Source organism: Sodalis sp. RH16 (assembly GCF_047324245.1).
Classification (GTDB): Bacteria; Pseudomonadota; Gammaproteobacteria; order Enterobacterales; family Enterobacteriaceae; genus Acerihabitans; species Acerihabitans ligni.
In genome coordinates this window covers 4,795,348-4,819,080 of the sequence record NZ_CP178737.1, presented here as the reverse complement: position 1 = coordinate 4,819,080, position 23,733 = coordinate 4,795,348, and the positions used below count along the sequence as shown (strand labels likewise).

20 protein-coding genes are annotated in these 23,733 nt (G+C 52.3%); 8 read left to right on the top strand and 12 right to left on the bottom strand.

The window, feature by feature from the left end; genetic code table 11:
• The first annotated feature begins 388 nt into the window (after positions 1–388).
• Complete coding sequence (locus ACL2XJ_RS21950; RefSeq protein WP_413724485.1) at positions 389–1,231, top strand: hypothetical protein; 843 nt, start codon at positions 389–391, stop codon at positions 1,229–1,231.
• A 107-nt stretch (positions 1,232–1,338) separates the two neighbouring features.
• Here the strand turns inward: ACL2XJ_RS21950 and ACL2XJ_RS21945 are convergent, their stop codons facing one another.
• The gene (locus tag ACL2XJ_RS21945; protein WP_413724484.1) at positions 1,339–2,043 is read right to left on the bottom strand and encodes an SDR family NAD(P)-dependent oxidoreductase; all 705 of its coding nucleotides are present in this window, start codon (positions 2,041–2,043) and stop codon (positions 1,339–1,341) included.
• Positions 2,044–2,219: 176 nt separating this feature from the next.
• On the opposite strand from ACL2XJ_RS21945, the gene ACL2XJ_RS21940 reads away from it, so the two are divergent.
• On the top strand, positions 2,220–3,185 hold the full coding sequence (locus ACL2XJ_RS21940; protein WP_413724483.1) for a LysR family transcriptional regulator: 966 nt from the start codon (positions 2,220–2,222) through the stop codon (positions 3,183–3,185).
• A 386-nt stretch (positions 3,186–3,571) separates the two neighbouring features.
• On the opposite strand, the gene ACL2XJ_RS21935 is transcribed toward ACL2XJ_RS21940, so the two are convergent.
• Both ACL2XJ_RS21935 and ACL2XJ_RS21930 read right to left on the bottom strand, forming a co-directional pair.
• On the bottom strand, positions 3,572–5,989 hold the full coding sequence (locus ACL2XJ_RS21935; RefSeq protein WP_413724482.1) for a GNAT family N-acetyltransferase: 2,418 nt from the start codon (positions 5,987–5,989) through the stop codon (positions 3,572–3,574).
• A 461-nt stretch (positions 5,990–6,450) separates the two neighbouring features.
• Positions 6,451–7,344, bottom strand: a complete 894-nt coding sequence (locus ACL2XJ_RS21930) for a PhzF family phenazine biosynthesis protein (protein ID WP_413724481.1) — start codon at positions 7,342–7,344, stop codon at positions 6,451–6,453.
• Positions 7,345–7,452: 108 nt separating this feature from the next.
• Between ACL2XJ_RS21930 and ACL2XJ_RS21925 the strand changes: the two genes are divergently transcribed.
• Entirely contained in the window at positions 7,453–7,725 is a 273-nt protein-coding gene (locus ACL2XJ_RS21925; RefSeq protein WP_203521390.1) for a DUF3811 domain-containing protein, read from the top strand.
• A 99-nt stretch (positions 7,726–7,824) separates the two neighbouring features.
• On the opposite strand, the gene dcp is transcribed toward ACL2XJ_RS21925, so the two are convergent.
• From dcp to ACL2XJ_RS21910, 3 genes are all read right to left on the bottom strand, one after another.
• A complete protein-coding gene (dcp, locus tag ACL2XJ_RS21920; protein WP_413724480.1) occupies positions 7,825–9,939 on the bottom strand; it encodes a peptidyl-dipeptidase Dcp in 2,115 nt (704 codons plus the stop codon).
• 76 nt (positions 9,940–10,015) lie between these two features.
• Complete coding sequence (locus ACL2XJ_RS21915; protein WP_413724479.1) at positions 10,016–11,065, bottom strand: NAD(P)-dependent alcohol dehydrogenase; 1,050 nt, start codon at positions 11,063–11,065, stop codon at positions 10,016–10,018.
• The gene (locus tag ACL2XJ_RS21910; RefSeq protein WP_279433130.1) at positions 11,058–11,186 is read right to left on the bottom strand and encodes a hypothetical protein; all 129 of its coding nucleotides are present in this window, start codon (positions 11,184–11,186) and stop codon (positions 11,058–11,060) included. The genes ACL2XJ_RS21915 and ACL2XJ_RS21910 overlap by 8 nt, the downstream gene beginning before the upstream one ends.
• Before the next feature lie 225 nt (positions 11,187–11,411).
• Between ACL2XJ_RS21910 and ACL2XJ_RS21905 the strand changes: the two genes are divergently transcribed.
• On the top strand, positions 11,412–14,402 hold the full coding sequence (locus ACL2XJ_RS21905; RefSeq protein ID WP_413724478.1) for an autotransporter outer membrane beta-barrel domain-containing protein: 2,991 nt from the start codon (positions 11,412–11,414) through the stop codon (positions 14,400–14,402).
• On the opposite strand, the gene guaD is transcribed toward ACL2XJ_RS21905, so the two are convergent.
• Positions 14,386–15,714, bottom strand: a complete 1,329-nt coding sequence (gene guaD, locus ACL2XJ_RS21900) for a guanine deaminase (RefSeq protein ID WP_413724477.1) — start codon at positions 15,712–15,714, stop codon at positions 14,386–14,388. The two genes, ACL2XJ_RS21905 and guaD, sit on opposite strands and share 17 nt — an antisense overlap.
• Before the next feature lie 394 nt (positions 15,715–16,108).
• Here guaD and ACL2XJ_RS21895 point away from each other — a divergent pair, with 394 nt between their 5' ends.
• Together ACL2XJ_RS21895 and ydfG are read left to right on the top strand one after the other, a co-directional pair.
• On the top strand, positions 16,109–17,167 hold the full coding sequence (locus tag ACL2XJ_RS21895; RefSeq protein WP_203521394.1) for an aldo/keto reductase: 1,059 nt from the start codon (positions 16,109–16,111) through the stop codon (positions 17,165–17,167).
• A gap of 65 nt (positions 17,168–17,232) precedes the next feature.
• On the top strand, positions 17,233–17,979 hold the full coding sequence (gene ydfG, locus ACL2XJ_RS21890; RefSeq protein WP_132921552.1) for a bifunctional NADP-dependent 3-hydroxy acid dehydrogenase/3-hydroxypropionate dehydrogenase YdfG: 747 nt from the start codon (positions 17,233–17,235) through the stop codon (positions 17,977–17,979).
• Positions 17,980–18,099: 120 nt separating this feature from the next.
• On the opposite strand, the gene ACL2XJ_RS21885 is transcribed toward ydfG, so the two are convergent.
• Positions 18,100–18,429 (bottom strand): YnfA family protein, encoded by a 330-nt coding sequence (locus ACL2XJ_RS21885; protein ID WP_413724476.1) that lies wholly within the window; start codon positions 18,427–18,429, stop codon positions 18,100–18,102.
• A gap of 155 nt (positions 18,430–18,584) precedes the next feature.
• On the opposite strand from ACL2XJ_RS21885, the gene ACL2XJ_RS21880 reads away from it, so the two are divergent.
• Both ACL2XJ_RS21880 and ACL2XJ_RS21875 read left to right on the top strand, forming a co-directional pair.
• On the top strand, positions 18,585–18,932 hold the full coding sequence (locus ACL2XJ_RS21880; RefSeq protein WP_203521396.1) for a DUF1283 family protein: 348 nt from the start codon (positions 18,585–18,587) through the stop codon (positions 18,930–18,932).
• 99 nt (positions 18,933–19,031) lie between these two features.
• Complete coding sequence (locus ACL2XJ_RS21875) at positions 19,032–19,295, top strand: DUF1161 domain-containing protein (RefSeq protein WP_132921555.1); 264 nt, start codon at positions 19,032–19,034, stop codon at positions 19,293–19,295.
• Positions 19,296–19,420: 125 nt separating this feature from the next.
• Here the strand turns inward: ACL2XJ_RS21875 and bioD are convergent, their stop codons facing one another.
• From bioD to ACL2XJ_RS21855, 4 genes are all read right to left on the bottom strand, one after another.
• Positions 19,421–20,110 carry a dethiobiotin synthase gene (bioD, locus tag ACL2XJ_RS21870; protein WP_132921556.1) on the bottom strand — a complete coding sequence of 230 codons (690 nt, stop codon included), beginning with the start codon at positions 20,108–20,110 and terminating at the stop codon, positions 19,421–19,423.
• Positions 20,111–20,368: 258 nt separating this feature from the next.
• The gene (locus tag ACL2XJ_RS21865; protein WP_413724475.1) at positions 20,369–21,223 is read right to left on the bottom strand and encodes a hypothetical protein; all 855 of its coding nucleotides are present in this window, start codon (positions 21,221–21,223) and stop codon (positions 20,369–20,371) included.
• A 171-nt stretch (positions 21,224–21,394) separates the two neighbouring features.
• Positions 21,395–22,612, bottom strand: coding sequence for an ROK family transcriptional regulator (locus ACL2XJ_RS21860; RefSeq protein WP_132921557.1), 1,218 nt, complete (start codon positions 22,610–22,612; stop codon positions 21,395–21,397).
• A gap of 212 nt (positions 22,613–22,824) precedes the next feature.
• On the bottom strand, positions 22,825–23,733 hold the full coding sequence (locus tag ACL2XJ_RS21855; protein WP_132921558.1) for a LysR family transcriptional regulator: 909 nt from the start codon (positions 23,731–23,733) through the stop codon (positions 22,825–22,827).

The following is a 23,733-nucleotide window of genomic DNA, read 5'->3' as shown; positions in this document are numbered from 1 at the left end:
GCTATATTGGCAGGTGATAAAAAAACGCTTAAACATTATTGATGCTCTTTGGTAGATATTTAAATTCATATTTCTATAGCATCCATTATGCAAAGTTGATTTGTTATTAATCCCTTTATAAAATAGGGGGTTTACGGTAACAAAAAAATGAGTTTCAGTAAAAGCATTGCTCTTATGGTATATGGCTTTTGATCGAAATGTTTTGATACCATTATCGGCTGTTTAACATACATACTGTCCTGGTAAATCGCGCCGGCGGATTGCGTGAGCATCCTTCCGGCTAACAGCAGAATTCTCTTAGTTCCCCCTTTGATGCATTCATCTCAATATGGATTTCTGTTATATTGACGTCCAGATCACTAAATACCTTATAGGACGATACCGCTCAATGATTAACCGATTCGCCCTGGCCGCTATTGCGGCTGCCTTTGCGCTGACAGGCTGTGCAAATCAAGCGGCCAATAAATCCGCTTCTGATTTTTCCGCCGGTGAAACCCTGGTCACTATTACTGATGTCCCCACAACGGCCTCCGATGGCTCGACCGTATACGTCACCGTTGACGGTAACGACGCAGCGGCACTGATAGGTGGAGAAAGCGTATCGCTGCATGTACCTGCAGGCAAGCATCAGATCGGCGGCTATGCCCGGTCGCTGGTCGGCCATGTCACCATCCCTTCGGTTCAGGTCACTACCACACCCGACAGCGAGAAGCATGTCGTTTATACGTTAGTGAACGGTAAACCGGTATTTGCCGAACGGGATGACGCCGCGAAATCAAAGAAGAAGACAGCTGCGGCAACACCTGCACCCACCACGACACCTGCACCCACCGCAACGCCGGCAGCCACCACGACACCGGCAACCACCACGACACCGGCGGCCACCACAACACCGGCAACCACCACAACGCCAGCAACCACTACAACGCCAGCAACCACCACGACACCGGCGGCCACCACGACACCGGCGGCCACCACGACACCGGCGGCCTCCACAACACCGGCGGCCACCACAACGCCGGCGGCCACCACGACACCGGCGGCCACCACGACACCGGCAACCACCACGACACCGGCAACCACCACGACACCGGCAACCACCACGACACCGGCGTCCACCACGACACCGGCGTCCACCACGACACCGGCGGCCACCACGACGCCGGCGGCCACCACGACACCGGCAACCACCACGACGCCGGCAACCACCACGACGCCGGCATCACAGTGATAAAAGATTGCCGCCAGGTCTCTTTTCCATTGTCATGATCTTCTGCGGCGCATCCCCGGTATGCGCCGCTGTCAAATATTGTCGCGAAGGTATCAAAACCCGATTGCTCACCAGGGTACGGTTTTTCCAAGATAATCAAGATAATGCAACCCGGAGCGCCCCTCGTGCGCCTCGATGGTGCCTATGAGTGCCGGAATGCTTTCTTGTATGCTCAAACGTGCTTCCGGTCCCCCCATGTCCGTACGTACCCACCCGGGGGCCATAAGCAGCAATGTCCGGGAATCTCCGCTGTGCCGCGCGGCAAAGCTGCGCATAAACATGTTCAGCGCTGCTTTGCTGCCCCGATACACCTCGTAATTACCGTTTGTATTATTGGTGATGCTACCTTGTCCTGAAGACATCACGCCAATGGTCCCGGTGGGCGCAACAAGATCCTGCAACGTCTCGATCGCCCGCATCGGGCTCAGAGAGTTCGTTACCATCACCCTGATAAACTCATCGGTGGAGACGTCCGCTATGGTTTCGCCATCGTTATTTTTGACGCCGGCGTTCACAAACAGCAGATTAAAACGGCGATGTGCCAGTCTTGCGTGTAATTCATTGACCTGGCGGGGGTCCGTAATATCCACCGTCTCAACTTCCAGCAGGGTGGGAAACTGTTCAGCAATCTGGTTAAGCCGGTCTTTCGAAGAATCACGCCCGGTTGCGACCACCTGCCAGCCGCGCTGCAGATACTCCAAAGCCATAGCAAAACCCAGGCCACGGGATGCGCCGATGAGAAGAGCCGTCTTATGCGTAGAATGTGTTGTCATCAATCATTTCCTCATGGTTTGCGCCTGGTGGCGATGACTCCGGAATCAAGGCCATCTTTGGCTGGTGATTTCATCGGATTTTACCATGCTTAATACCAGGCGGAAGGCGCAGCATCCGCACTGATAACATGCATCAGACGCCTTTCATCCTTTTTCAGGCCAGGATACAATGCGGTATGACTGAACCAGACCTCAATTTACTCATTGCCCTTGATGTGCTTCTTGCCGAGGGAAGCGTGGCCGGCGCTGCGCGCCGTCTTGGATTAAGCGCCTCGGCAATGAGCCGAACCCTCGGACGTCTTCGCACCGTAGCCGGGGATCCGTTACTGGTCAGGGCAGGGCGTCACATGGTGTTAACGCCTCATGCCGAAGCGCTACGCGAACGCGCTCAGCATGCGGTGGCGGAGGCTCGCGCCATACTGAGTCCCTCCACGGCAGAACTGGATTTACCAACGCTTGCGCGAACCTTTACCCTGCGTGCCAACGAGGGTTTTGTGGAGGTTTTCGGTCCTTTGCTTATCGCCCAGGCGGCGTTAATAGCGCCTTCGGTGCGTCTGCGTTTTGCGCCAAAGCCAGAGAAAACTTCATTGCCTTTACGCGAAGGACTGGTTGATCTTGAGATAGGCGTCTTGGGGGAAATGGGACCGGAAATACGTTTACAAATGCTGTTCAAGGACCGGTTCGTGGGAATTGTAAGAAAGGGCCATCCGTTGACACTGCTGCCTGAGGTGACAGCCGGGCAATATGTTTCTTTCGGGCATGTTGTCGCTTCCCGCCGCGGACGGATAAGCGGACCGGTAGATGAGGCATTGGCCGAATTAGGGTTGGAACGTAAGATTGCTGCCGTGGTGCCGAGCTTTTCCGCCGCGCTGGCTGTGGCCATGGCGTCAGATTTGGTGGCGCTTGTGCCGAAATCTTTCCTTAAATATCAATATATTGACAATGATGGCGTAGCTTCCGGCACGCTCTATGCCTTCGAGCTTCCTGTGAAAACCAAAGGGATTACGGTATCGCAGATGTGGCATCCGCGTTCAGAAGTTGATCCGGCTCATCGCTGGCTCCGGCAGTTGGTGCTAAGCGTTTGTCGCCAGCGGGCGCCGGAGCTGCATAACGGTTCTGCTTTAAAGACTGAGGTGCGCTGAATTCAGGCCCGCTGTGAACGAAAAGAAACAGAGTGGAAAAGATCAATTTAACGGTGCGCTACGTGAAATCTGCAAGGAAATGGTAGCCAGTTAGTTTCAGATTTCAAGTATCGTCATCATAAGAGGAGGGTGTTTAGACTGATTCGCCCGGGCTTTTATCAGTTCTTTAAACCATGGATTCAATTTAACATAATATACATTATACGCACCAATAAAGCAGAGGCAAAATTGTTATGCTGCTTTTAAGCTGGTTCAAGGTCACCGGATATGACCGCGGGCAGACATCTGGATCCCACATGTCCGCCGCTAGCCCCGTATACATCAGCCACGTCATTGCAGCGACTGGCGCGGCGAACCAAGGCGCTGACATTCCATTTAGTTGTTTTTTAGTTGTTTGTTCCTGGCTGATCGCCATGCTCCTCCAACTGCTGCACGTCAACAAATACGCCGCCAGGGTCGTATTCCAGCCGGAGCCTTTGCAGTTGCTCCCAGTTCTCAGCGGCGAAGCACCTGCTGGTCTCGCTGGCCCTGGTCTCAAGATCGTACTCATTGATATAACTGCTGCGGGCAATCTCCTGAAGCTCGTCATACATCCGTTTTAACCAATTTCGATTCATACTGTCATCTTTCGCATCGTTCCATTGGGCATAGGTCGTTACAAAAAACTTGCCGTATGCCGAAAATGCTGCTTGCGGATAGGTGGTCACACCCCGCCAGAGAATCACTGCAAGGGTACGCTGGGAAGGCGCGTCTGAAAAATACCGGGATAGGATGGAAACCAATTCCTGCGTGTTATCTGTAAGGATATTGTCGGCACAAAACCTTTTTGATGCCACCATGTTGTTGAACTGCTCGTAAATGGCCTCGAAGTTTGAGGGCTGATCGATGGCCAAAGCTGTAAGTGGCAGCTCCAGGCTGGTTTCAAAAGATTCGCGTAGCGCTTGCGCTTGTTGTGGACTATCGGCAAACGTCAAGATATTTAACAGCGCTGCTGGTGTGCCACCCGATGTCGGGGGGCTGACAGACACCATTGCCTGAAGATTTGTAGGAGGAGATGCGTCTACAAACCGCGCCAATAAATCGTGCAAATGCGTGAAAGGTAGCGTGTATAAGCTGTTGGTTATTACCCGAGGCAGTGAGTAGCAGCTGAGGTAAAAACGGGTCACAACAAAAAACGAACAGGGTCCAGCGCCACGGGCGGCCCAGAACAAGTCTGGCTCCTGGGTTTCGGAAACATGCCGTAGACGACCGTCCGCGGTGACAATGTCCAGGGCTTGTACGTTGAATACGCTCATCCCTCCCCATTGGCTACAGTTGATTCCGAGCCCTCCCCCCAACAGGAATCCGCTGATACCCACATCTTTTACATGCCCTGTGGGAAAAGCCAAACCGTGCAAAGCCAGTGCATGACTCAATTGACCGCTACTGACCCCAGGTTCAACGATGGCGCGCTTGCGCCGGCTATCGATATCAAGTCCCTTCAAGCCGGAAATGTCCAACATCAGCGTATCAAAGCGAAGAAAACAACCGGAATAGTTGTGCCCACTGCCACGTACGCTCACTTCCATGCCTCGCTCCTGGGCAAATACAATCGCGCGAATCACATCGGCCTCAGTCGCGGCGCGTACTATTACCGCAGGTCTACGTGTTGGACCTCGACTTTTCCAGGCACTGGTGAGATACCACTCATCAAAGGCGGGATGCGAAGCAAGACGAACCTCGCCATCCAGTTGCGAAGCCAGCTTCAGTCGAGACAGAGAAGTCTGCGTAGCGGCGGATATTCCCGGATCCTGACTGATGATGGAATAGAGTCGTTGCGGTTTAAACCCCAAGAGAGTCTTGATGCGGGAATTCAAGCGGCCGCACTCGATAAGATTAATTCCTCTTTCGAATGCATAGCGATACACGGCAGACGCGCCCAGGGTGTAAGGGCTGAAATCGGAACTCTCATAATCCATGCCTGCCGACCAGATATGGAGAGCGCCATCTTCCTCGAAGCAGATAAAGCCGCTGACAATTTGCCCGTTCTGTTCTACGACGCTAAGGCGAACCAGATCGCCGCAAAGACGGCAAAAACCGGCCAATTGTGATTCTGGCCAATAATGGGGCGTTCCCAGCCGTTTGGCGGTCGGATAACACAACAGGGCCAGTTTCTCAATTTCATTATCAAAGGGAGGAGCAAGTATTCGAACTCTCGCATCGCTGCGGTTAAAGATACGAAGCTGGCGTACCATTTCGTAACGCCCGTATTTGGGCAAAGACTGCATAAAACTGTCAAAATCCGGAAAAGCATCCAGTTCGATTGAAAATTTATCCACCATGTAGTTTATATCTAGCCCATAACGTTGAGCCTCACGCAAGAGCACACCATCCTGTACATTGAGAAAACAGAAATAACGCGCCTGCTCAGCCTGTGCGATACCCGTAAGAGCATCGAATATTTGGGCATACAGAATAGGGGCATCGCCCAACATCGGTATTGTGGTGTCCGTACAATGTATAAAATGACTAAACAGTCCGCGCTCTTCAGATTCTATCGAGAGCTTAGCGGAGGAAACCAATAACCCTAACGGATCAACGGACCGAAATTCTTGAAGATAAATCGGGACCAGAGCAACCAGCCTTCCCTCGTCCCGCGCAAGCAAATAGAAGATTTTAATGACGTTTAATAAGGGTGACTGCTCAGCCGCGATAAGAAATCGCAGATCGTAAAATATGGGCGCCTTGCTTTGAAGAAAAAACGCGCGATACTCAGCCGGATCTAGGTCTTTAGCACTATTGAGAATATCAAGGGTGGTCGTCATTAAATCCTCCATAGTTTATCGGATTGGCAGATAATTTGACTGAATGGCATAACCGTAACGACTTTGTACTCAAGTTGACTAAAATAGGCTGGCAGATAATTCGGTGGATTGGATATATTTTGTAGCATACATCTTTCATGTGGATCTTGATCAGCATCTCATCATCACCAATTCTAAAAAATTGGAACATCCCCCTTCTTCAATCTCTTTTTAAAGTTATAATATTTTTTCTTTAATATGTTGAAGCGTACTGATATAAATAGATTATCTGACGACAAGACGCCGTATTTTCCGCGACGATATGAGAGCCTGATATAATTCTGTTTTGCAAAATCGCCGCATTCCTTATATAAAAAATATTAATCAGGTTAAAAACCTGAATATACCGATTTATGAAATAAAATAAACCCGCGCTCAGGCAGGTTTATACGATTCGTCTGCAATGGCGATAAAGGCTTGATTTAAAGACGGAGCGTTCCGTCAATCAACGTGCGCACCTCGCCGCCTATCCAGACCTCGTCATCAACGAAGCGTACCGAAATCCGTCCGTCACGCTCTAATGCGGTACCCTGTCGGGCAAGATATTTTATCGCTGTGTTGCCGCCATCGGGAAAACCGGCGCTTTTCAGGATGCGCGCCAAACAGGCATTGGCGCTGCCGGTAACCGGATCTTCCACCAGGGTATGATGCTCAACCATAAAAGCCCGAACCTCATAATCCGCCGGACCGTTCGCCTCATGCAAACCATACACCGCGACGCCATTCACATTGAGTACTGACTGTAACAATTCAATTGCCGCCAAATCCGCGGCGATATCCAGACAGGATTGTGCATCGGCCATGCGCACCATCAGCCAGCTTACTCCCATGTCGGCGATCGTCGGCACGCCGCCGGGAAGGATCGTACCGCTCGGCAAGGCTTTTTTTAGCAGCGCCTGGTGTTCGTCAGATATTGGCTGGAGTGTAACGGGCGGTGCGGCGAATGCCAGTCCGTCATCGCCTTGCAATTTCACCCGCACCAGTCCGACCCCGCACTCCTGCAATAAAAATCCAGGCCGTTTGGGTTTCAAGCCCGCTTCCAGCAAAGCATGGGCCGTGCCCAGGGTCGGGTGCCCGGCAAAGGGCAACTCTTTATCGGTGGTAAAGATTCTCACCCGGTAATCCGCCGCGGGATCCACGGGCTTAAGCACAAAGGCGGTTTCGGAAAGATTGGTCCAGCGCGCAATAGACGACATCTCGGCGTCGGTCAACCCTTCCCCATCCAGGATCACCGCCAGAGGGTTACCCTTTAACGGTTTGGCGCTAAATACGTCGACTTGTTTAAATTTCCGCGGTTTTTGGGTGCGAATTTCCAATTTTTTCTTCCTAAATAGAGCTTAAATTATGTTTATGCTTTTTTTTTACTGAGCCTGAGCTCACTTTCCTTTACAATGATTGTCCTTGCCATCCTCAGGTAAATATTTATGCCCATTCCAAAGCTGACGCAGCAAGACATGACGGAAAGCGAGCAACGCCAACTGAAGACTTTACTTGATAAGGCCCGTATAGCACAGGGTCGTCCGCTGACAAACTCTGAAACGAACCATATCAAGGATGATTATATCGACAAACTCATGGCGGAACGGGAAACGATCGCCAAAAAGGCCAGGGCCGAACATAAAAAGAAAAAACTTAAGCCTGATATCTCAGCAACGTATGAATGGACTTCCAATATGCATACTCGTGGTCGCCGCTGAATTTCTCGGTACGGATATGTCTTGAAAAGCAGGCCAACGCCCCGGGGCGCTGGCCTAAGGTGAGAAATGATTTAACTCGTTTCATTGCGGACGATTCTTTTAGTCGTCTTTCAAACCGCGATAATTAAGCATCGGTTCGATAGCGGGAATTTTTCCACGCCAGTTCACATAGAGCTGTTCCAAATCCTGGCTATTGCCTCGGGATAAAATCCTATGGCGAAAATCCCGGCCATTTTCCTCCGTCAGCCCTCCCCGCTCCTTAAACGCGTCGAATGCATCATCCGCCAGCATTTGTGTCCACAAGTAGGCGTAATATCCCGCGGCATAGCCGCCGCCCCAAATATGCTGAAAATAGCTGGAACGATAGCGCGGCGGCACATAAGGCAAATTAACGTTATCCCGATCCAGCGAGGCGGCTTCAAAGGCGGCAACATCCATATCCGGCCGGGTTTCTTCCAGAGTATGCCAATGCATATCCAGCAGAGCGGCCGCCAAGAGTTCAGTCATGTCATAGCCCTTATTGAATCGAGACGCTTTTTCAATCTTTTTCATCAGGACATCGGGCATGGATTCTCCGGTTTGATAATGCCGGGCGTAATGGGCAAAGATGCTCGGTTCATCGGCCCAGTGTTCATTGAACTGAGAGGGAAATTCCACGAAGTCCCGTGGCGTGGCGGTGCCTGACAGACTGGGGAACTCCTGGTCAGCGAACAGACCGTGCAGGGTATGGCCGAATTCATGGAACAGGGTAACGACATCATCCCAGGACAATAGCGCCGGCTCGCCGTCCGCGGGTTTACTGAAATTAGCCACGTTGTAGATAACCGGTCGGGTGCCGAGCCGGGTGGACTGATCGGCAAAATTGCCCATCCATGCCCCGCCGCCTTTATTATCGCGCTGAAAATAATCAGTATAAAACAATGCCAGCGCGGAGCCGTCTTGATCAAGGATCTCATAGACCTTGACATCCGGATGGTAAACCGGAATATCGGCGCGTGGCGTAAAACTGATACCGTACAACAGGCTTGCGGCGTGGAATACGCCCTGTTCCAGCACCTGGTTAAGCGGGAAATAGGGTTTTATTTCGGCATCATTGAGATCGTATTTATTTTTACGTACCCAATCGGCATAAAATTGCCAATCCCAAGCGGCCAGCTCAAAACCGTCCCCCTGCCCGTCGATTAAAGCCTGAATATCAGCCGCCTCCCGGCGGGCCCTTGCCGTGGCTGCCGGGACAATCTTGCGCATAAAGTCCAGCGCCGCCGCCGGCGTTTTGGCCATTTGATCTTGCAGCGCCCAGCTGGCGTAATCGGCAAACCCCAGCAGTCTGGCCTGCGCAGCCCGTATTTGGGCCAGCCTGAGGATGATGCGCCGCGTATCATGCTCATCGCCTTTTTCCGCCCGGCTGATGGACGCTTTAAAAAGCGCCTCTCGGGTATCGCGACGGCTTAATGACTGCAACAATGGCTGCTGTGTGGTGTTTTGTAATACGAGCAGCCATTGATTTTGCAAACCGTGTTCATCGGCCGCGCGCCGCGCGGCGGCAAGCTCGGCGGCGGTCAACCCTTCAAGCATTGCCGGGTCCGTTATCGCCAGCGCGCCTTGACCGGCGGCGTCCAGCAACAGATGGGTAAAGCGAGTGCTTAATGTCGCCGCTTCCTGATTGAGCAGCGACAGCTGCTGTTTGTCCGCGGGGGACAATTGCGCGCCTGACAGCAGGAAATTTTGGTAGGTGATGTCGATAAGCCGCCGGGATTCCGCGGAGAGGGACAGCTCGTTGCGGCCCTCATATACCGTCTGCAAACGGTTGAATAATGCGCTGTTAAGCTTGATGGCATCGTTCATGGCCGCCAGTTTAGGCGATTGATGTTCATCAATCCCCCGCAGCGTGTCGCTGGTATTGGCGGAGGACATCGCCCCGAAGATACTCATTACCCGCTTTAGTAGTAATCCGGACTGTTCCAGCGCGGCATAGGTATTTTCAAAAGTGGGGGGCGCAACCTGATTTGCTATTGCATCGACTTCAGCCAGATAGGCCCGGATCCCCTCTTCTATTGCCGGATTATAATCCTCTTCCGAGATCAGATTAAACGGCGGCGCTTGATATGGCAGAGTGCTGGCCTGAAAAAACGGGTTCTGGTAGCGCGGTTGTTGCGTCATGCTCGGCTCCTGCACGTATAAAGGGTTACCGCGCCGTATCACCATTATCGGCATGGCGACAAGCGCGGTATTTACGTCAGTTTACCCCAAGCATATCGGGCATGGATAGGCCGATGGCGCTTATGCCCTCTTAGGCGTTTTCCAGGGATGCCATATCAATAACGAACCGATAGCGAACATCGCTTTTCACGACCCGTTCGTAGGCGTGATTGATTTGCTGGACGCCAATCATCTCGATATCGGAGACAATGTCATGTGCACCGCAGAAATCCAGCATCTCCTGGGTTTCCTTGATGGAGCCGATGCCTGATCCCGCCAGGCTGCGCCGTCCATGAATCAACGCACCGGCCGCCAGGGGAACCTTATTCTCCGGAATGCCCACCAGTACCATCGAGCCGTCGATTTTCAACAGGGAAAGATAGGCTCCCCAGTCAATTTCCGCCGCTACCGTGCAGACAATAAGGTCGAAAGTATTTTTCAGCTTTTCGAAGGTGGCCGGATCCTGTGTGGCGTAATAATGATCGGCGCCCAGGCGCAGACCGTCCTCTTTTTTCGATAGGCTCTGGCTGAGTACGGTGATTTCGGCGCCCATGGCGTGACCAATTTTGACCCCCATATGGCCCAGGCCGCCGAGACCGACAATCGCCACTTTTTTACCGGGCCCGGCCTGCCAGTGCCGCAGCGGAGAATAGAGCGTTATGCCGGCGCAAAGCAACGGCGCGGCGGCATCCAGCGGCAGGTTCTCGGGAATGGAAAGGACATAGCCCTCCTTTACCACGATATGATCGGAATAACCGCCCATGGTGGGAGTCTTGCCGTCGCGCTCCAGGCTGTTATAGGTTAACACCAGCCCTTCGCGGTACTGTTCCAGATCCACATCCCGTTCGGCGGAATGGGTACAGGAGTCGACAAAACAGCCGACCCCGACGCGATCGCCGATATTGAATTTTGTTACGGCGTCACCCTTGGCCACCACTTCCCCGACGATTTCATGCCCCGGCACCATGGGGAAAATCGCGCCGCCCCACTCATCCCTGGCCTGGTGGATATCGGAATGACAAATACCGCAATAGGCGATTTTTATCACCACATCATCTTTGTTCGGGGCGCGGCGTTCAAAATAGTAGGGTGTCAGAGGGGCTTTGGCAGCCAGCGCGGCATAACCTTTTGCTTTAGACATACAGCGAACTCCCGATTGGTTGGTTGTAAAGTTGACGGCACAGCTCCGTCACTCTGTCTAACAGGCCTTCCACTTTGCCTGACAACGGCGGCGCCAGGGTAGACTGATATTGTTTCATCATTGCCTGATCCTGCAAAATCGCCGATAGAGCTGAAAAACAGCACATATTATCTATATTAAAACTCTAGGTTAATGGCGGATAAACAATAAATCCGTTTCAGCTGATTTTTAATGTGTTCTGGTTAAAATACGCCGGTATAACGATATATTTAGATATATGAACTAATAATTTAATTATACATAATGTTCACTTTCTTGATTATTTCATTTTTTGCAACAGGCCAACATGAAAAAAATAAATAAAGCCCTGATGGGCATGCTTACCTTTATGGGAAGTATGATGCCTCTGTATGGCGATGATACGGTCCCCTCGGGAGTAAAAACGATAAAGTCATCCAATAAAGCGCCCCCGGGAGGGAAAACTTCGGCGGATGTCATTTCAAATCAGCGTTTTCAGGGAAAAAACGCGCAAAAGACAAATAATAAAACCCACGGCGGCGATGGATTGCTAATCAAACCCTTATTAGGCCATGCCTCGCTGAAAAGCGTCATCTCGGCGGGTGGCGCCGGTAATAGCGGCGGCCATGGCGTCGCCGCCTATGGGGGGGTAAAAAAGCTGAATATGGACGGCAGCACCATAACCGGCGGCGCGGTTAAAAAAGTAAAGACTCTCTTGCCGGAAGACTTAAAAAGCCCTGTTTTTGTCGGTGGGGCCGGAATATTTTGTCAAGCCCCGCCCCTCCAGGCCGTTGATATCACGATTAATAACAGTACGATTACCGGCGGCGCGGCATCCGGAGTCGGTAATCTTCTTGACTCAGTCGGCAATGGCCTTGCGGTGATGGGAAGATCTGATATTTTGCTCAACAACGCCGCTGTCCTCAGCGGTAACAATGGCCGTGGAGGGGACGCCGTTAACGCTGGCGGTGGTTCTGTCACTGTGGTTAAAAGCCTGGTTAAAAGCCATGGCGCCGCGGGTATCGGGGTAACTGGCCCCACTCTTATCCGCGTGGATAATACCAGTAAAATTGATGGGGGCAAGAATGGCGGCATCGGTATTTACACCCGTCACGGCAGCAGCGTGGAATTAAGCGGAACAGTAAAAGGAGGACGTTATGCCGTTTTGTTCAGTGGAGATAATAATACCTTGACGTTACGTAATGGTTTTAATCTACAGGGTAAGATCGCAGCGGACGGAATAAACAATCGGCTGAATTTAATGAGCGCTAATCAAGATGAAAATAGCTTTGACCTAAGCATTATCGGTATAGCCAATAATCGGCAGGGATTTTCCGCGCTTGATAAAATGGGCGAGGGAAACTGGACGCTGAATAATAATAATGTTGCCGCCGGCGGTCTGGAACAGGTTGCCGTAAAACACGGGAGCTTGACCCTGGCCAAAACGGCGATATTATCCGCCGGTGAAGTGTACAATGGCCCGGCTGCTTTTTTAGGCGGCAGCGGGACCATCAGAGGCAACGTGAAAAATGCCGGGACGCTTTATATGGGTAAAATGCAGCCTATCGCCCCCTTTCAGTCCCTGATTATCGAGGGCGATTATCACGGCGAGCAGGACTCCCTTATCCGCTTCAATACTCGGCTGGAGGGGGACGATTCCCTGACCGACCGGCTGGTCGTCCGAGGTAAAATTACCGGCCATAGCCTGGTGCAAATCAATAATTTTGGCGGCGCCGGCGCCAGGACGGATAAAGGCATTCTCATCATCGAGGCGCAGCCGGGTAATAACCCGCCGGCGGCGGACACCTTCAGCCTGAGTCACCGGGTTGTGGCGGGTGCATATGATTATTTTCTTAAACAGGAAGGCAATCGTTGGCTGCTCAGCACCGATTTGCCGGGACAATCCGTCTCCCCTCCCGTTGGAACGACAACATCCGCATCCGAACAAACGCAAGGGAACCTGCCTCCGCCAAAACCCCCGCGTAGTTTTTCCCATAAGGCGCCGGAAGAGGACCTGGAAGCGCAAAAATCCCCGCCTCCGCCAAAACCCCCGCGTACCTTTGATCAGTTAGATGAATCGGCGACGGCTGAAACGAATCAAGTTCTTGTTACTGCATTCACACGCCATGACCAGGGCATTACCGCAGCGGATACCTTAGCTGAAACGAAACACCCGGATGTTGCCTGTTTAACAATGGATGAGGTTCCTTTCACGTTGATGGCGCCAGAGGCTGAAACGGACATAACGGCGGTAAAGCCGATGGCAAGAGAGATTGACCCGCCGGCAACGGCTGATGAAAGTGATTACCACCCTCTTCCCGTCGTGTCGGTAATGGCCGGGCAAGCGCCGCTGCGGCCGGAACCGGGCATTTATGCCGCCAATCTGGCCGCGGCAAATACGCTTTTTATCACCGGCATGCACGACCGTATAGGCGAACCCGCCTACCCCGGCGCCTTGGCTTCCCTTGACGAATCGGTTTATCCCGCCCTATGGATAAGGATGGTCGGCGGACGCAATAAGGCATCCATGGCGAACGGACAAATAGCGACGCGAACGGATAGTCAGCTGGTCCAGCTTGGCGGAGAAATTCTGCATATCGGCGGCAACGGGTCCCAAGGCACGCATATAGGGCTGATGGCCGGTGGCGGACAAAGCCGCAGCCGCAGCCGCGCCGCCGTTACCGGTTATCAGGCAGCCGGGGGAATCGAAGGTTACGCCGTGGGCCTTTACGGTACCTGGCATCAAAACGATTGCGGGCAGAAAGGGCCGTACCTGGACGTCTCGCTGAACTATGGCTGGTTCGATAACCGGGTCAAAGGCGAATCGCTGGCGGAGGAGCGCTACCGCTCCAAGGGCCTGGCAGGAAGCGTTGAAGCCGGTTATCACAGGAAATTCCATGAAGGCTCGCAGGTTAATGCCTATCTGCAGCCCCGGTTGCAATTGACCTGGATGGGTGTGCGGTCCGCGCATACTGAAATAAACGGTGACAGGTTTGTCCTGCTTGGCAGCGGTAACATACAGTCCCGTTTAGGCAACCGAGTCTACATTGAGAAGCATGTCCAGGGACTCAATGGCCGCCAGCATATATTTAAACCCTATATTGAAACCAGCTGGGTCCATAATACCCGTGCATTTGGCGTGTCGATAAACGGCGATCGGTTGCGGCAGGAAGGCGGAAGAAACCTCGCCGAGGTGAAAATCGGCCATGAAGGACAAGCGAACCGCCGCGTTGCCGTTTGGGGTAGCCTGGGGTACCAGGCCGGGACCGGCGGTTTCAGTAATACCGTCGGCACCTTGGGTATTAAAGCCCGCTTTTAACCGTACTGTCCCGGCAATAGGCGGGCTGACCCTGGATCCAGGTTTGATAGATATTGCGATCGTCGCCGAGCATCATCAGCGCGAACATCCGTTCGGCAAAATCGGTGCTTTTTTGCTGCCGCAGCCGTTGCAGCGGGGTCGCGGCCGGATCAAGCACCACAAAATCCGCCTCTTTGCCGGGCATGAAATTACCCAATACGCCATCCAGGGCAAGCGCCTGCGCCGCCCCCAGCGTGGCGTGATAAAACGCCTCGTACACCGACAGGCAATAGCCCTGCAGCTGGCCGACCTTATAGGCTTCCGCCAGGGTTTGTAACAGATTAAAGGTGGTGCCGGCGCCGACATCCGTGCCGATGCCCAGCGGGATGTGGTGATCCCAGCATTTTTGCAGATTGAATAATCCGCTGCCGAGAAAAAGATTCGAGGTGGGGCAAAAAGCGATGGAGGAGTGGGAGCGTTCCAAGGTACGCCACTCTTCGGCGTCCAGATGCAGACAGTGGGCGAAAACGCTTTTGCGGCCGGTCAGGCCATAGTGGTGATACACGTCCAGATAACCGGCATGGTCGGGAAACAAGGATTTTACCCAGGCGATTTCATGGCGGTTTTCACTGAGGTGCGTTTGCAAATACAGGTCCGGGAATTCCCGGCGCAATCCGCCGACCATGGCCAGCAGATCCGGCGATGACGTAGGGGCGAACCGGGGCGTTAACGCATAGCTTAAACGTCCTTTATGATGCCAGCGGTTAATGAGGGCGCGTGTTTCCGCTTCGCTGTGTTCCGGGGTTTCCAGCAATTCCGGCGGCGCATTGCGATCCATCATGACCTTTCCGGCGATAATGCGCATATTGCGTTCCAATGCGGCGGCAAACAATGAATCGACGGATTGGGCATGTACGGTGCCGAAAATCATCGCGGTGGTGGTGCCGTTGCGCAGCAACTGGTCGAGAAAAAACGACGCCATTTCCCCCGCGTGTTCCGGACAGTGGTACTGCTCCTCGGCGGGAAAAGTATAGGTGTTCAGCCATTCCAGCAGTTGGTTGCCGTACGACCCGATGATTTCCGTCTGGGGATAATGCAGGTGGCTGTCGATAAAGCCCGGCACGATGATTTTCCCTGGGAAATGGCATATCTCCATACCAGGGGAAATATCCGGCGCGGCAGTGGACCAGGGGCGTAAAGAAAGGATTCTGCCCTGCTCCATCAGCAGCAGGCCGTCATCCATAATCCGTGCGGATTGCGCCAGCTCACCGGCATGGGAAACCGGTTGGGTAAAGTCAAAAAAGCGGCCGCGGACGGCTTTGATATCACTCATGGCATCGGCCTTTATCATTTGCAGCATTATGCTCTTGGTAAATATGGCAAATTCCATGCCATTGTCGCTACAGCGGAATTCATGATAAAGAATCTAATTATCAGTGTATTACCACCAAATGTATGGCAAGTTGCGGATAAACAGAAACTGCCGGCCTTGAATTGATGCTAAGCAAACGGTTGCTTTTTGTTGTAATCCATTCCTCGCGTTCATTTCATTTTCATTGTACTTTGTATGACGATTCATATTTCTAAAGCGCTGCATAATTAGGCAATAATCAGCCACTATATAGCTTGGCTATGTTAACAAAACGCACGATGATAAAACCCGCGCACTAAAATGACGCATTGCGATATCAATCAGCCCTTAAAGTACCCTTGCTAGGAGAATTCATATGGAATATCGTCAACTTGGCCGTTCCGGCCTGAAAGTATCGGTATTGAGTCTCGGCACCATGACCTTCGGCGGTAAAGGCAAATTTGCCAAAGTCGGCGATACCGGCGTGGCTGAAGCCCGCCGCCAGCTCGCCCTGTGTGTCGAGGCGGGTATAAATCTGTTCGACACCGCCGATGTTTATTCCCAGGGAGTATCGGAAGAGATCCTGGGCGAGGTCCTGAAGGAAAAACGCACCAGTGTTCTGGTTGCTTCCAAGGCCCGTTTCCCTATGGGCACCGGTCCGAACGATCGCGGTTCGTCCCGCCATCATCTGATTCGCGCCTGTGAAGCCAGCCTTAAGAGGCTGAAGACCGATTATATCGATTTGTATCAATTGCATGAATGGGATGGGGTGACGCCCCTGGAAGAAACCCTTTATGCCCTGGAGCATCTGGTGGACAGCGGCAAGGTGCGTTACGTGGGCGTATCGAACTTTTCCGGCTGGCATTTGATGAAAACCCTGGGCGTGTCGGAACGGCTGAAGCTGATTCGGCCGGTCAGCCAGCAGATCCACTATTCCCTGCAATCTCGTGAAGCCGAATATGAACTGCTGCCCATTACGCAGGATCAGGGTTTGGGCGTACTGGTATGGAGTCCGCTGGCCGGCGGCCTGTTATCGGGGAAATACCGCCGCGATCGCCAGCCGGAAGGCAGCACCCGCCATCTGGAGGAGTGGAATGAGCCGCCGATTTACAATCAGGACGCGCTGTATGACATCATCGACGTTTTGGTGGATATTGCCGACGCCAGGGGTGTTTCAGCGGCGCAGGTGGCCCTGGCCTGGCTGATTAGCCGTTCTTCGGTGACCTCGGTCATTATCGGCGCGCGTACCGAAGATCAACTAAAGGATAATCTGCTGGCGGCGGATCTGGTACTTAACAGCGATGAAATCAATCGCCTCTCCGATGTCAGCCGCCCGCCGTTGATCTATCCTTATTGGCATCAGGCGCAAACCGCTTCCGACAGATTATCGGCGGCGGATCTCTCTTTGATTGCGCCTTATTTACGCAAGCCGTAGTCCGCAAAGCATTGCGAGCCGATTTAAAACGAGTCGCTTTACCGTACGTTACGAGGAACCGTTAGATGATTATTTTCGTTACCGGCGCAACCGCTGGGTTTGGTGAAACCATCACCCGCCGGTTTATTCAGCAGGGCCATAAGGTTATCGCTACCGGCCGCCGTCAGGAACGCCTTGATGAATTGAAATCCGAGCTGGGGGAAGCGCTGTTCACCCTAAAGCTTGATGTACGCGATCGTGAAGGGGTTCAGAAGGCGGTGGACTCCCTGCCCGCCCAGTGGCGTGAAGTGGATGTGCTGGTGAATAATGCCGGCCTGGCGTTGGGCATGGAGCCGGCGCACAAAGCCAGTCTCGATGATTGGGAAAGCATGATCGACACCAATAACAAGGGACTGGTCTATATGACCCGCGCCCTGCTGCCCGGTATGGTGGAGCGCCGCCGCGGGCATATAGTCAATCTTGGTTCCACCGCCGGCCGCTGGCCTTATGCCGGCGGTAACGTTTACGGCGCCACCAAGGCGTTTGTCCGCCAGTTCAGTTTGAATTTGCGCACCGATTTAGTGGGCACGAAAGTGCGCGTGACGGATATTGAGCCGGGTTTGGTGGGCGGTACTGAGTTCTCGGCGGTGCGGTTCAAAGGGGATAACGACAAAGTCGCCAATACCTATAAAAATGCCGACCCGCTCATGCCGGAAGACATTGCCGAGGCGGTGTATTGGGTCACGACGCTACCGGCCCATGTCAATATCAACGTGCTTGAAATGATGCCGGTCAACCAGTCCTTTGCCGGACTGAGCGTTCATCGGGATTAATCCTGCGGCGGGCCGCTTATATTGCCGGTCCGCCGAAATTTCGTCCCCCTCGGGATTTATCTGTGGTTTCCTCCCTTTTATCTCCCCATCCCCTGCTTCCATTAGCCTGATCAGCGGCGTTTAGACGCTTTTGGCCCAACCGGAAACAATGATCAATACGCCGGCAAAGATCACCGCCGCTCCCAGCCAATCCTGCTGCGTCAATTTCACCCCGTCGATAAATCTGAGCCATAAAAACGCCGTCAGGATATATACCCCGCCATAAGAGGCATAAATGCGTCCGCTGGCGGCCGGATGCAGCATCAGCAAGCTGACGAAGACTGCAAGACTGGCTGCGGCGGGGATCAGCAATAAAATACTGCCGCCCTTTTGTACCCAAAGATGGGGAAGATAGCAGCCAAGAATCTCTGCGACGGCGGTGGCGAAAAACAACAGGGTGGTTTTCAGCATTGACAGTTTTTCTCCACTATAGGTAACAAAATGTGTACAACAAAGATGTCATATAGGGTAAGGCAATGTTATTATGGCAATAAATAGTTGAGCCACAGGCGCCGGCAGCTGTATTTACCTAGTTGTACCTACTCATAGACGAAAGGGAAGATAGTATGAAAACCACTTCACATCAACGACTGTTCCGCGGGATGCTGCCGGTCGCTTTGCTGGTCTTTTCCGCCGCCACCGGCGCGGCAAGCCGCAGCCAACACATTATTATCGACTCAGGCGATAATGCCATGACCCGAGAAGAGGCAAGGGAAAACCGGGAGCAATGGGATGCGACGCGCAGTCTGCGCAATAAGATAAACAGCCGGGCGGAAAAGGATTTTGATAAATATGACCGGACGGCGGACCTGCGGGACCAATGCGTGAACAGTGATAATCTTAACGCCTATTGGGAGCCCAATAACGGCCGCTGCCTGGACCGCGGTACCGGTCGCCCGGTAATGATGCCTTAACCTGATGAATTACCCAATTCCAGTGGGGCTGCTATCCTTAAATCGGTAATTCTTCTAAGGTCACATTTCAAGGTTACATTTTCTGATAAGGACGATAAGATGAATAAGTTAAGCATGTTAGGGACGCTGCTGGCCCTGTTGATACCTGTAGCGGCGCAGGCCTCCTGTGAAAGCGTTAAAGCGGATATCACCCAGAAGATTGTCGCCAACGGCGTGGAGGAATCCAGCTTCCATTTGGATATAGTTCCCAGCGATCAGGCTGACCAGGCCGGCGGACAGGTTGTGGGCCATTGCGACAATGATACGCAGAAAATAGTTTATCTGCGTACCGGCGCCGATACCAACAGCGCCCCCAGCCCCTAGCACAAACGATATGACATCAGGGCGGCTCCCCTCGCCCTGGCTATCACGCATAGATATACTGTGCCGACAGCACAAAACTCATTACGCTTTGCATAATTTGTTAAGCAAGCAAATCAACTTCAAGATCAAGCGAACGCTATATCTTTTTGATCCATGATGCTGCCTAATTCAATATAACCGGAGAGATCGCGCTGTTCCGGCCGAGGTAAATAAGGCAATTCACCTAATTGAGGTGCGGGTATTTTGGTTCTCAGAACATCCATAATTTCCGCATAATGGGCTAATCCGGGATTGATACGATTGGCCACCCAGCCTAATAATGGTAAGCCATCATGAATGATGGCCTGCGCGGTTAATAAAGCGTGATTAATGCAGCCAAGTTTAATACCGATCACTAATATTACCGGCAATTGCTCCTGGATCACCCAATCTGAATAAGGGCGGTAGTCACTCATGATCGTCCGCCATCCGCCGCTGCCTTCCACCACCACCGTGTCGGCTAATTCGCTCAAATGCTGCAGCCCTTGGGACATCAGGCCGTAATTGATTTCACCGCCGGTATAGGCGCTGATTTCCTCTTCCCGCAGAGTAATAGGATTTATCTCAGCATAAGGCAGCTTAATGGAAGAAGAGGCACCGAGGATCACCGCGTCCTTATTGCGTAAACCTTCGGACGTTTCCTCGCTGCCCCGGGCGATGGGCTTATACCCTACCGCGGTCAGCTTACGGGCCGCCAGGTTTTGCAACAGCGCGCGCGAGACAATGGTCTTGCCGACAGCGGTATCAGTACCGGCAACAAAAATACGCTTCAACATGACAACTCCAGCCTGTCGTTAATCCATTGGACATGTTTAAATGATCGGATAAGAGAAATGTACGTGATATTCTCCCGGCACGGCTTGCGTTAGCTCAATATTTTATCGGAAGATGCACTTATGATACGAATTTAGGCCGGAAAGTGTGTGTCGCTATGCCGCCGCCGTATACATAAGGGTTGGTTCAAGCATGCATAAGGAAAAGCAAACTCTCCCCCGCGCATGCATTGATTTGTTAGCTGCTACGGACATTGCATCTCATCTCCTGGATAAGAACTGTTGCATAGCATTCCTCAAATGCTCACGGGGGTCTCTGGTTGGCTCATTTCCATTCGTTATTGCTGGTCTGGATAGCTGCTCGGGAAATTGAGTATTTGCTGGTACTAATTCATTCCCTTGAGGATTGGCTATCGCACGCCAGGAAGTCTGTTGGGAAAACGGAGTATTAACCCTGACTAATTCATTCCCACGGGTATTCCCATTGGTTAAAGCGGGTCTGGTAGGGAGTTGCTGTGTAGGAGGGTAATAGTTTGATATTATTGCAATAAGGTCATTCACGTTAGAAAAGCCATTTAAATCAGGGTTAGAAACCCGTGTGGGATATTGCCAGCCGGTACCTTGATCGAATACCGTGCCAAAATTTGAGTGAGTTGATTGGTAAGTTGATAAGTGGTCTATGCTGATATCTTTATGCGCTTTGACATGACCAGCATTAGAGTTAATGAGATTCACATTGGAGAATTCTGATGTCAAATATTTTTCTGATGCTTGGTCACAATTTATTGTCGTAAGTTCTTTGTGAGCTTTGACATTTGCACCAATCAAGCACCCCTCAAGTTTAACATTGCCAAATTTTGATTCAATGTTAGCATCGATAATGACAGCATTGCGTATTTCGATATTTTTGTCCGCATGGATTTTCCCAGTGACAAAATAAGGCTCTTCGGGGTTGTCAGAGCCTATAAAGACTCCGCCAAACTCCGAATGAACATTTTTAATATGCTGAGAAATTTTCGAGTTACTGCTGATTTTTATATCGTTTTTGGAAGTCACATTGCCAGGACGCTCCTGGGGGAATACAAACGACGATATAGCGGTAGTTGAATTATTCATGTGTTAACCTTTTAACAACAGATGATTTATGAAAAGCTTTTCTTAGGACAACTCTATTTAATAACAACAGAAGACGATTTCCAATAAACCTTCTTTAAATAAAGTGTGATATCTTAAAATGATGGCTGATGTATAAAGGGAGATAGATAGGATTATTTGGTATTGACGAAATTAACCCTGCAGCAGTTTCAACAGCAGCGAACCGTCGTAAAGCGCATCTTTTACCAACGCGGCGCCGGGCATGGTGCCCTGGTTCATAAAGCGCGTCGCTTGTACTGTGATGTTTTTACTGTAATCCGGCAACGATTGCTGACGGATATTGGACAGGATCACCGGGAAGAGAATGTCTGAAGCCGGGTTGAGCGGCGAACCCACCAGAATCTTTTCCGGATTGAACAAATTGACCATAATGGCCAGTATCCGCCCCACGCTGTTGCCGATGCCGACGATAATGTCGCGGGCCAGGGTATCCCCGGCGTTGGCCGCGGCGCAGAGTGACTCCACGCTGACGCCGGTGTCGTTCAGGGCGGAATCCATATTAAGGGCCAAGCGCTGGCGGGTCAGGTCAAGAATGCTTTCGATACCGGCCACGGTTTCCAGGCAGCCCCGATTGCCGCAGTAGCAGCGTTTGCCATAAGGCTCCACCTGGGTGTGGCCGATTTCCACCAGGCTTCGGCTGCCGCCATGCAGCAGGGTTCCGCCGGTAATTACGCCGGCGCCGACATTGTGATCGATGACGATCTGGATGACGTCGTTGCAACCCCGCGCCGCGCCATACAGCGCCTCGGCCATGGTCCAGGCGCAGATATCATGCTGCAGGTAGACCGGTACGCCGATATGCTCGCTCAGGGCGGGCCCCAGGGACAGGTTATCCACATTGTACCAGGGCATGCGGTGTACCATGCCCGCCGAGGCGTCGATAATGCCCGGCAGGGTCACGGCGATAGCCGTCAGCCGTTCCAACAGGCTTTGATGGCGGATAAAAAACTGGTCGATGGTCTGTATCAGGCGTACCAGTAATGGCTCAGGCGCCTGTGCCGCCAAAGGGACCGTATCTTCAACGATAAGATGGCTGCTGAGTTCACGCAGGGCCAAGGTAATAGTGCCGTGTCCGATACGCACTGAAAGAAAATGCCAGGCTTGGGTTTCCACCACCAGGCCGATGGCCGGCCGGCCGCGCAGCCCGTTTTCCTGATATTCGGTTTCCGCCACCAGATGGGCTTCCACCAGTTCACGGACAATCTTGGTGATGCTGGCCGGGGCGAGCCGGGCTTCTTTCGATAAGGCGATACGCGAAATCGGACCAAAAGAATCAATCAGACGATAGACAACACCCGCATTGGTCTGTTTGATTTGATCGATATGCCCCGGTTGACCATGGCCAATCACTCACCCTGCTCCTGATATTTTCACGCTATAAAATAATTGATTCCGGCTATGGTGAGACTTTTAGATTTAACCGTCAAATATTTGATTAGTTATGTGATTTAACGCACATTATCAGCTGTGTTCGGCGTCTTTTACCGTAGCAGCCATGGCGGAAAAGGACATTCGTGACGCTCGCGCCCGCTATAGGTCTTTCCTTGATACCAAGTCTACCATTATTCTTTTAACATTAAATTGATCAACATCTTGGCCGCGGCGGAAAGTGTGCGCTGCCGGTGGGTGACCAGCCAGACCTCCGTCTTGGCTTCGGGCTCCTTTAAAGTAAGATAACGCACGCTGTCCACCCTGATTCGCGCGAAGGAAGCCGGCAGTATGGATACCCCCAGTCCGGCGGAAACCAGGCCGATAATCGTCATTGCTTCGCCTACTTCCTGAGTGATATAGGGCTGGATATCGAACCGTTTTAGCAACAGCAGCGTATCGTCATACAGGCCCGTTCCCACCTTGCGGTCGAAAAAGACAAACGGCTCACGGGCCAATTGCCGAAGTGAAATCACGCTATCCGGCTCCTTGGCCAGCGGATGATCCTGGTGTACCAAGGCCATCAGCGGTTCGCGGAGCAATAATTGATGATCCAGTCCATCAGGCAGAGTGGTATTACGCATCAACCCGATATCGAATTTACCGTTAAGCAAGGGTTCAATCTGCTGCTTCGTGTTGGTTTCCACCATTTGAATATGGATATCGGGATGCTGCTGCCGAAAGGCCAGCAGGCTGGCGGAGATGCTTCTGATAAAGGGGGTGGATGAGGTAAACCCAACGGTAATCTCTCCCAGCTCACCACGATGGATCCGGGCGGCGCGGTCCGCCGCCTGATTGACCTGCTCGATAATCAGCCACGCCTGCTGCAAAAATAGTTTTCCCGCCGGGGTCAGGCGCACATTGCGATTATTGCGTTCCAAAAGCTGGGCGCCCACCTGTTGTTCCAGTATCTGGATCTGCTGGCTTAACGGGGGTTGAGAAATATGCAGCTTTTCAGCGGCGCGGCCGAAATGCAGCGTTTCAGCGACGGCGATGAAATAGCGTAAATGGCGCAGTTCAATATGACGCAACTCAGTATTCAT

Bases quoted from the DNA above. Each gene is read 5' to 3' on its own strand.
- ACL2XJ_RS21915 (WP_413724479.1), bottom strand. From the start codon at position 11,065: ATGTCTAAAGCAAAAGGTTATGCCGCGCTGGCTGCCAAAGCCCCTCTG.
- ACL2XJ_RS21910 (WP_279433130.1), bottom strand. From the start codon at position 11,186: ATGATGAAACAATATCAGTCTACCCTGGCGCCGCCGTTGTCAGGCAAA.
- ACL2XJ_RS21880 (WP_203521396.1), top strand. From the start codon at position 18,585: ATGAAAACCACTTCACATCAACGACTGTTCCGCGGGATGCTGCCGGTC.
- dcp (WP_413724480.1), bottom strand. From the start codon at position 9,939: ATGCCGATAATGGTGATACGGCGCGGTAACCCTTTATACGTGCAGGAG.
- bioD (WP_132921556.1), bottom strand. From the start codon at position 20,110: ATGTTGAAGCGTATTTTTGTTGCCGGTACTGATACCGCTGTCGGCAAG.
- ydfG (WP_132921552.1), top strand. From the start codon at position 17,233: ATGATTATTTTCGTTACCGGCGCAACCGCTGGGTTTGGTGAAACCATC.
- ACL2XJ_RS21905 (WP_413724478.1), top strand. From the start codon at position 11,412: ATGAAAAAAATAAATAAAGCCCTGATGGGCATGCTTACCTTTATGGGA.
- ACL2XJ_RS21895 (WP_203521394.1), top strand. From the start codon at position 16,109: ATGGAATATCGTCAACTTGGCCGTTCCGGCCTGAAAGTATCGGTATTG.
- ACL2XJ_RS21885 (WP_413724476.1), bottom strand. From the start codon at position 18,429: ATGCTGAAAACCACCCTGTTGTTTTTCGCCACCGCCGTCGCAGAGATT.
- ACL2XJ_RS21935 (WP_413724482.1), bottom strand. From the start codon at position 5,989: ATGACGACCACCCTTGATATTCTCAATAGTGCTAAAGACCTAGATCCG.
- ACL2XJ_RS21950 (WP_413724485.1), top strand. From the start codon at position 389: ATGATTAACCGATTCGCCCTGGCCGCTATTGCGGCTGCCTTTGCGCTG.
- guaD (WP_413724477.1), bottom strand. From the start codon at position 15,714: ATGAGTGATATCAAAGCCGTCCGCGGCCGCTTTTTTGACTTTACCCAA.
- ACL2XJ_RS21865 (WP_413724475.1), bottom strand. From the start codon at position 21,223: ATGAATAATTCAACTACCGCTATATCGTCGTTTGTATTCCCCCAGGAG.
- ACL2XJ_RS21925 (WP_203521390.1), top strand. From the start codon at position 7,453: ATGCCCATTCCAAAGCTGACGCAGCAAGACATGACGGAAAGCGAGCAA.
- ACL2XJ_RS21875 (WP_132921555.1), top strand. From the start codon at position 19,032: ATGAATAAGTTAAGCATGTTAGGGACGCTGCTGGCCCTGTTGATACCT.
- ACL2XJ_RS21855 (WP_132921558.1), bottom strand. From the start codon at position 23,733: ATGAATACTGAGTTGCGTCATATTGAACTGCGCCATTTACGCTATTTC.
- ACL2XJ_RS21945 (WP_413724484.1), bottom strand. From the start codon at position 2,043: ATGACAACACATTCTACGCATAAGACGGCTCTTCTCATCGGCGCATCC.
- ACL2XJ_RS21940 (WP_413724483.1), top strand. From the start codon at position 2,220: ATGACTGAACCAGACCTCAATTTACTCATTGCCCTTGATGTGCTTCTT.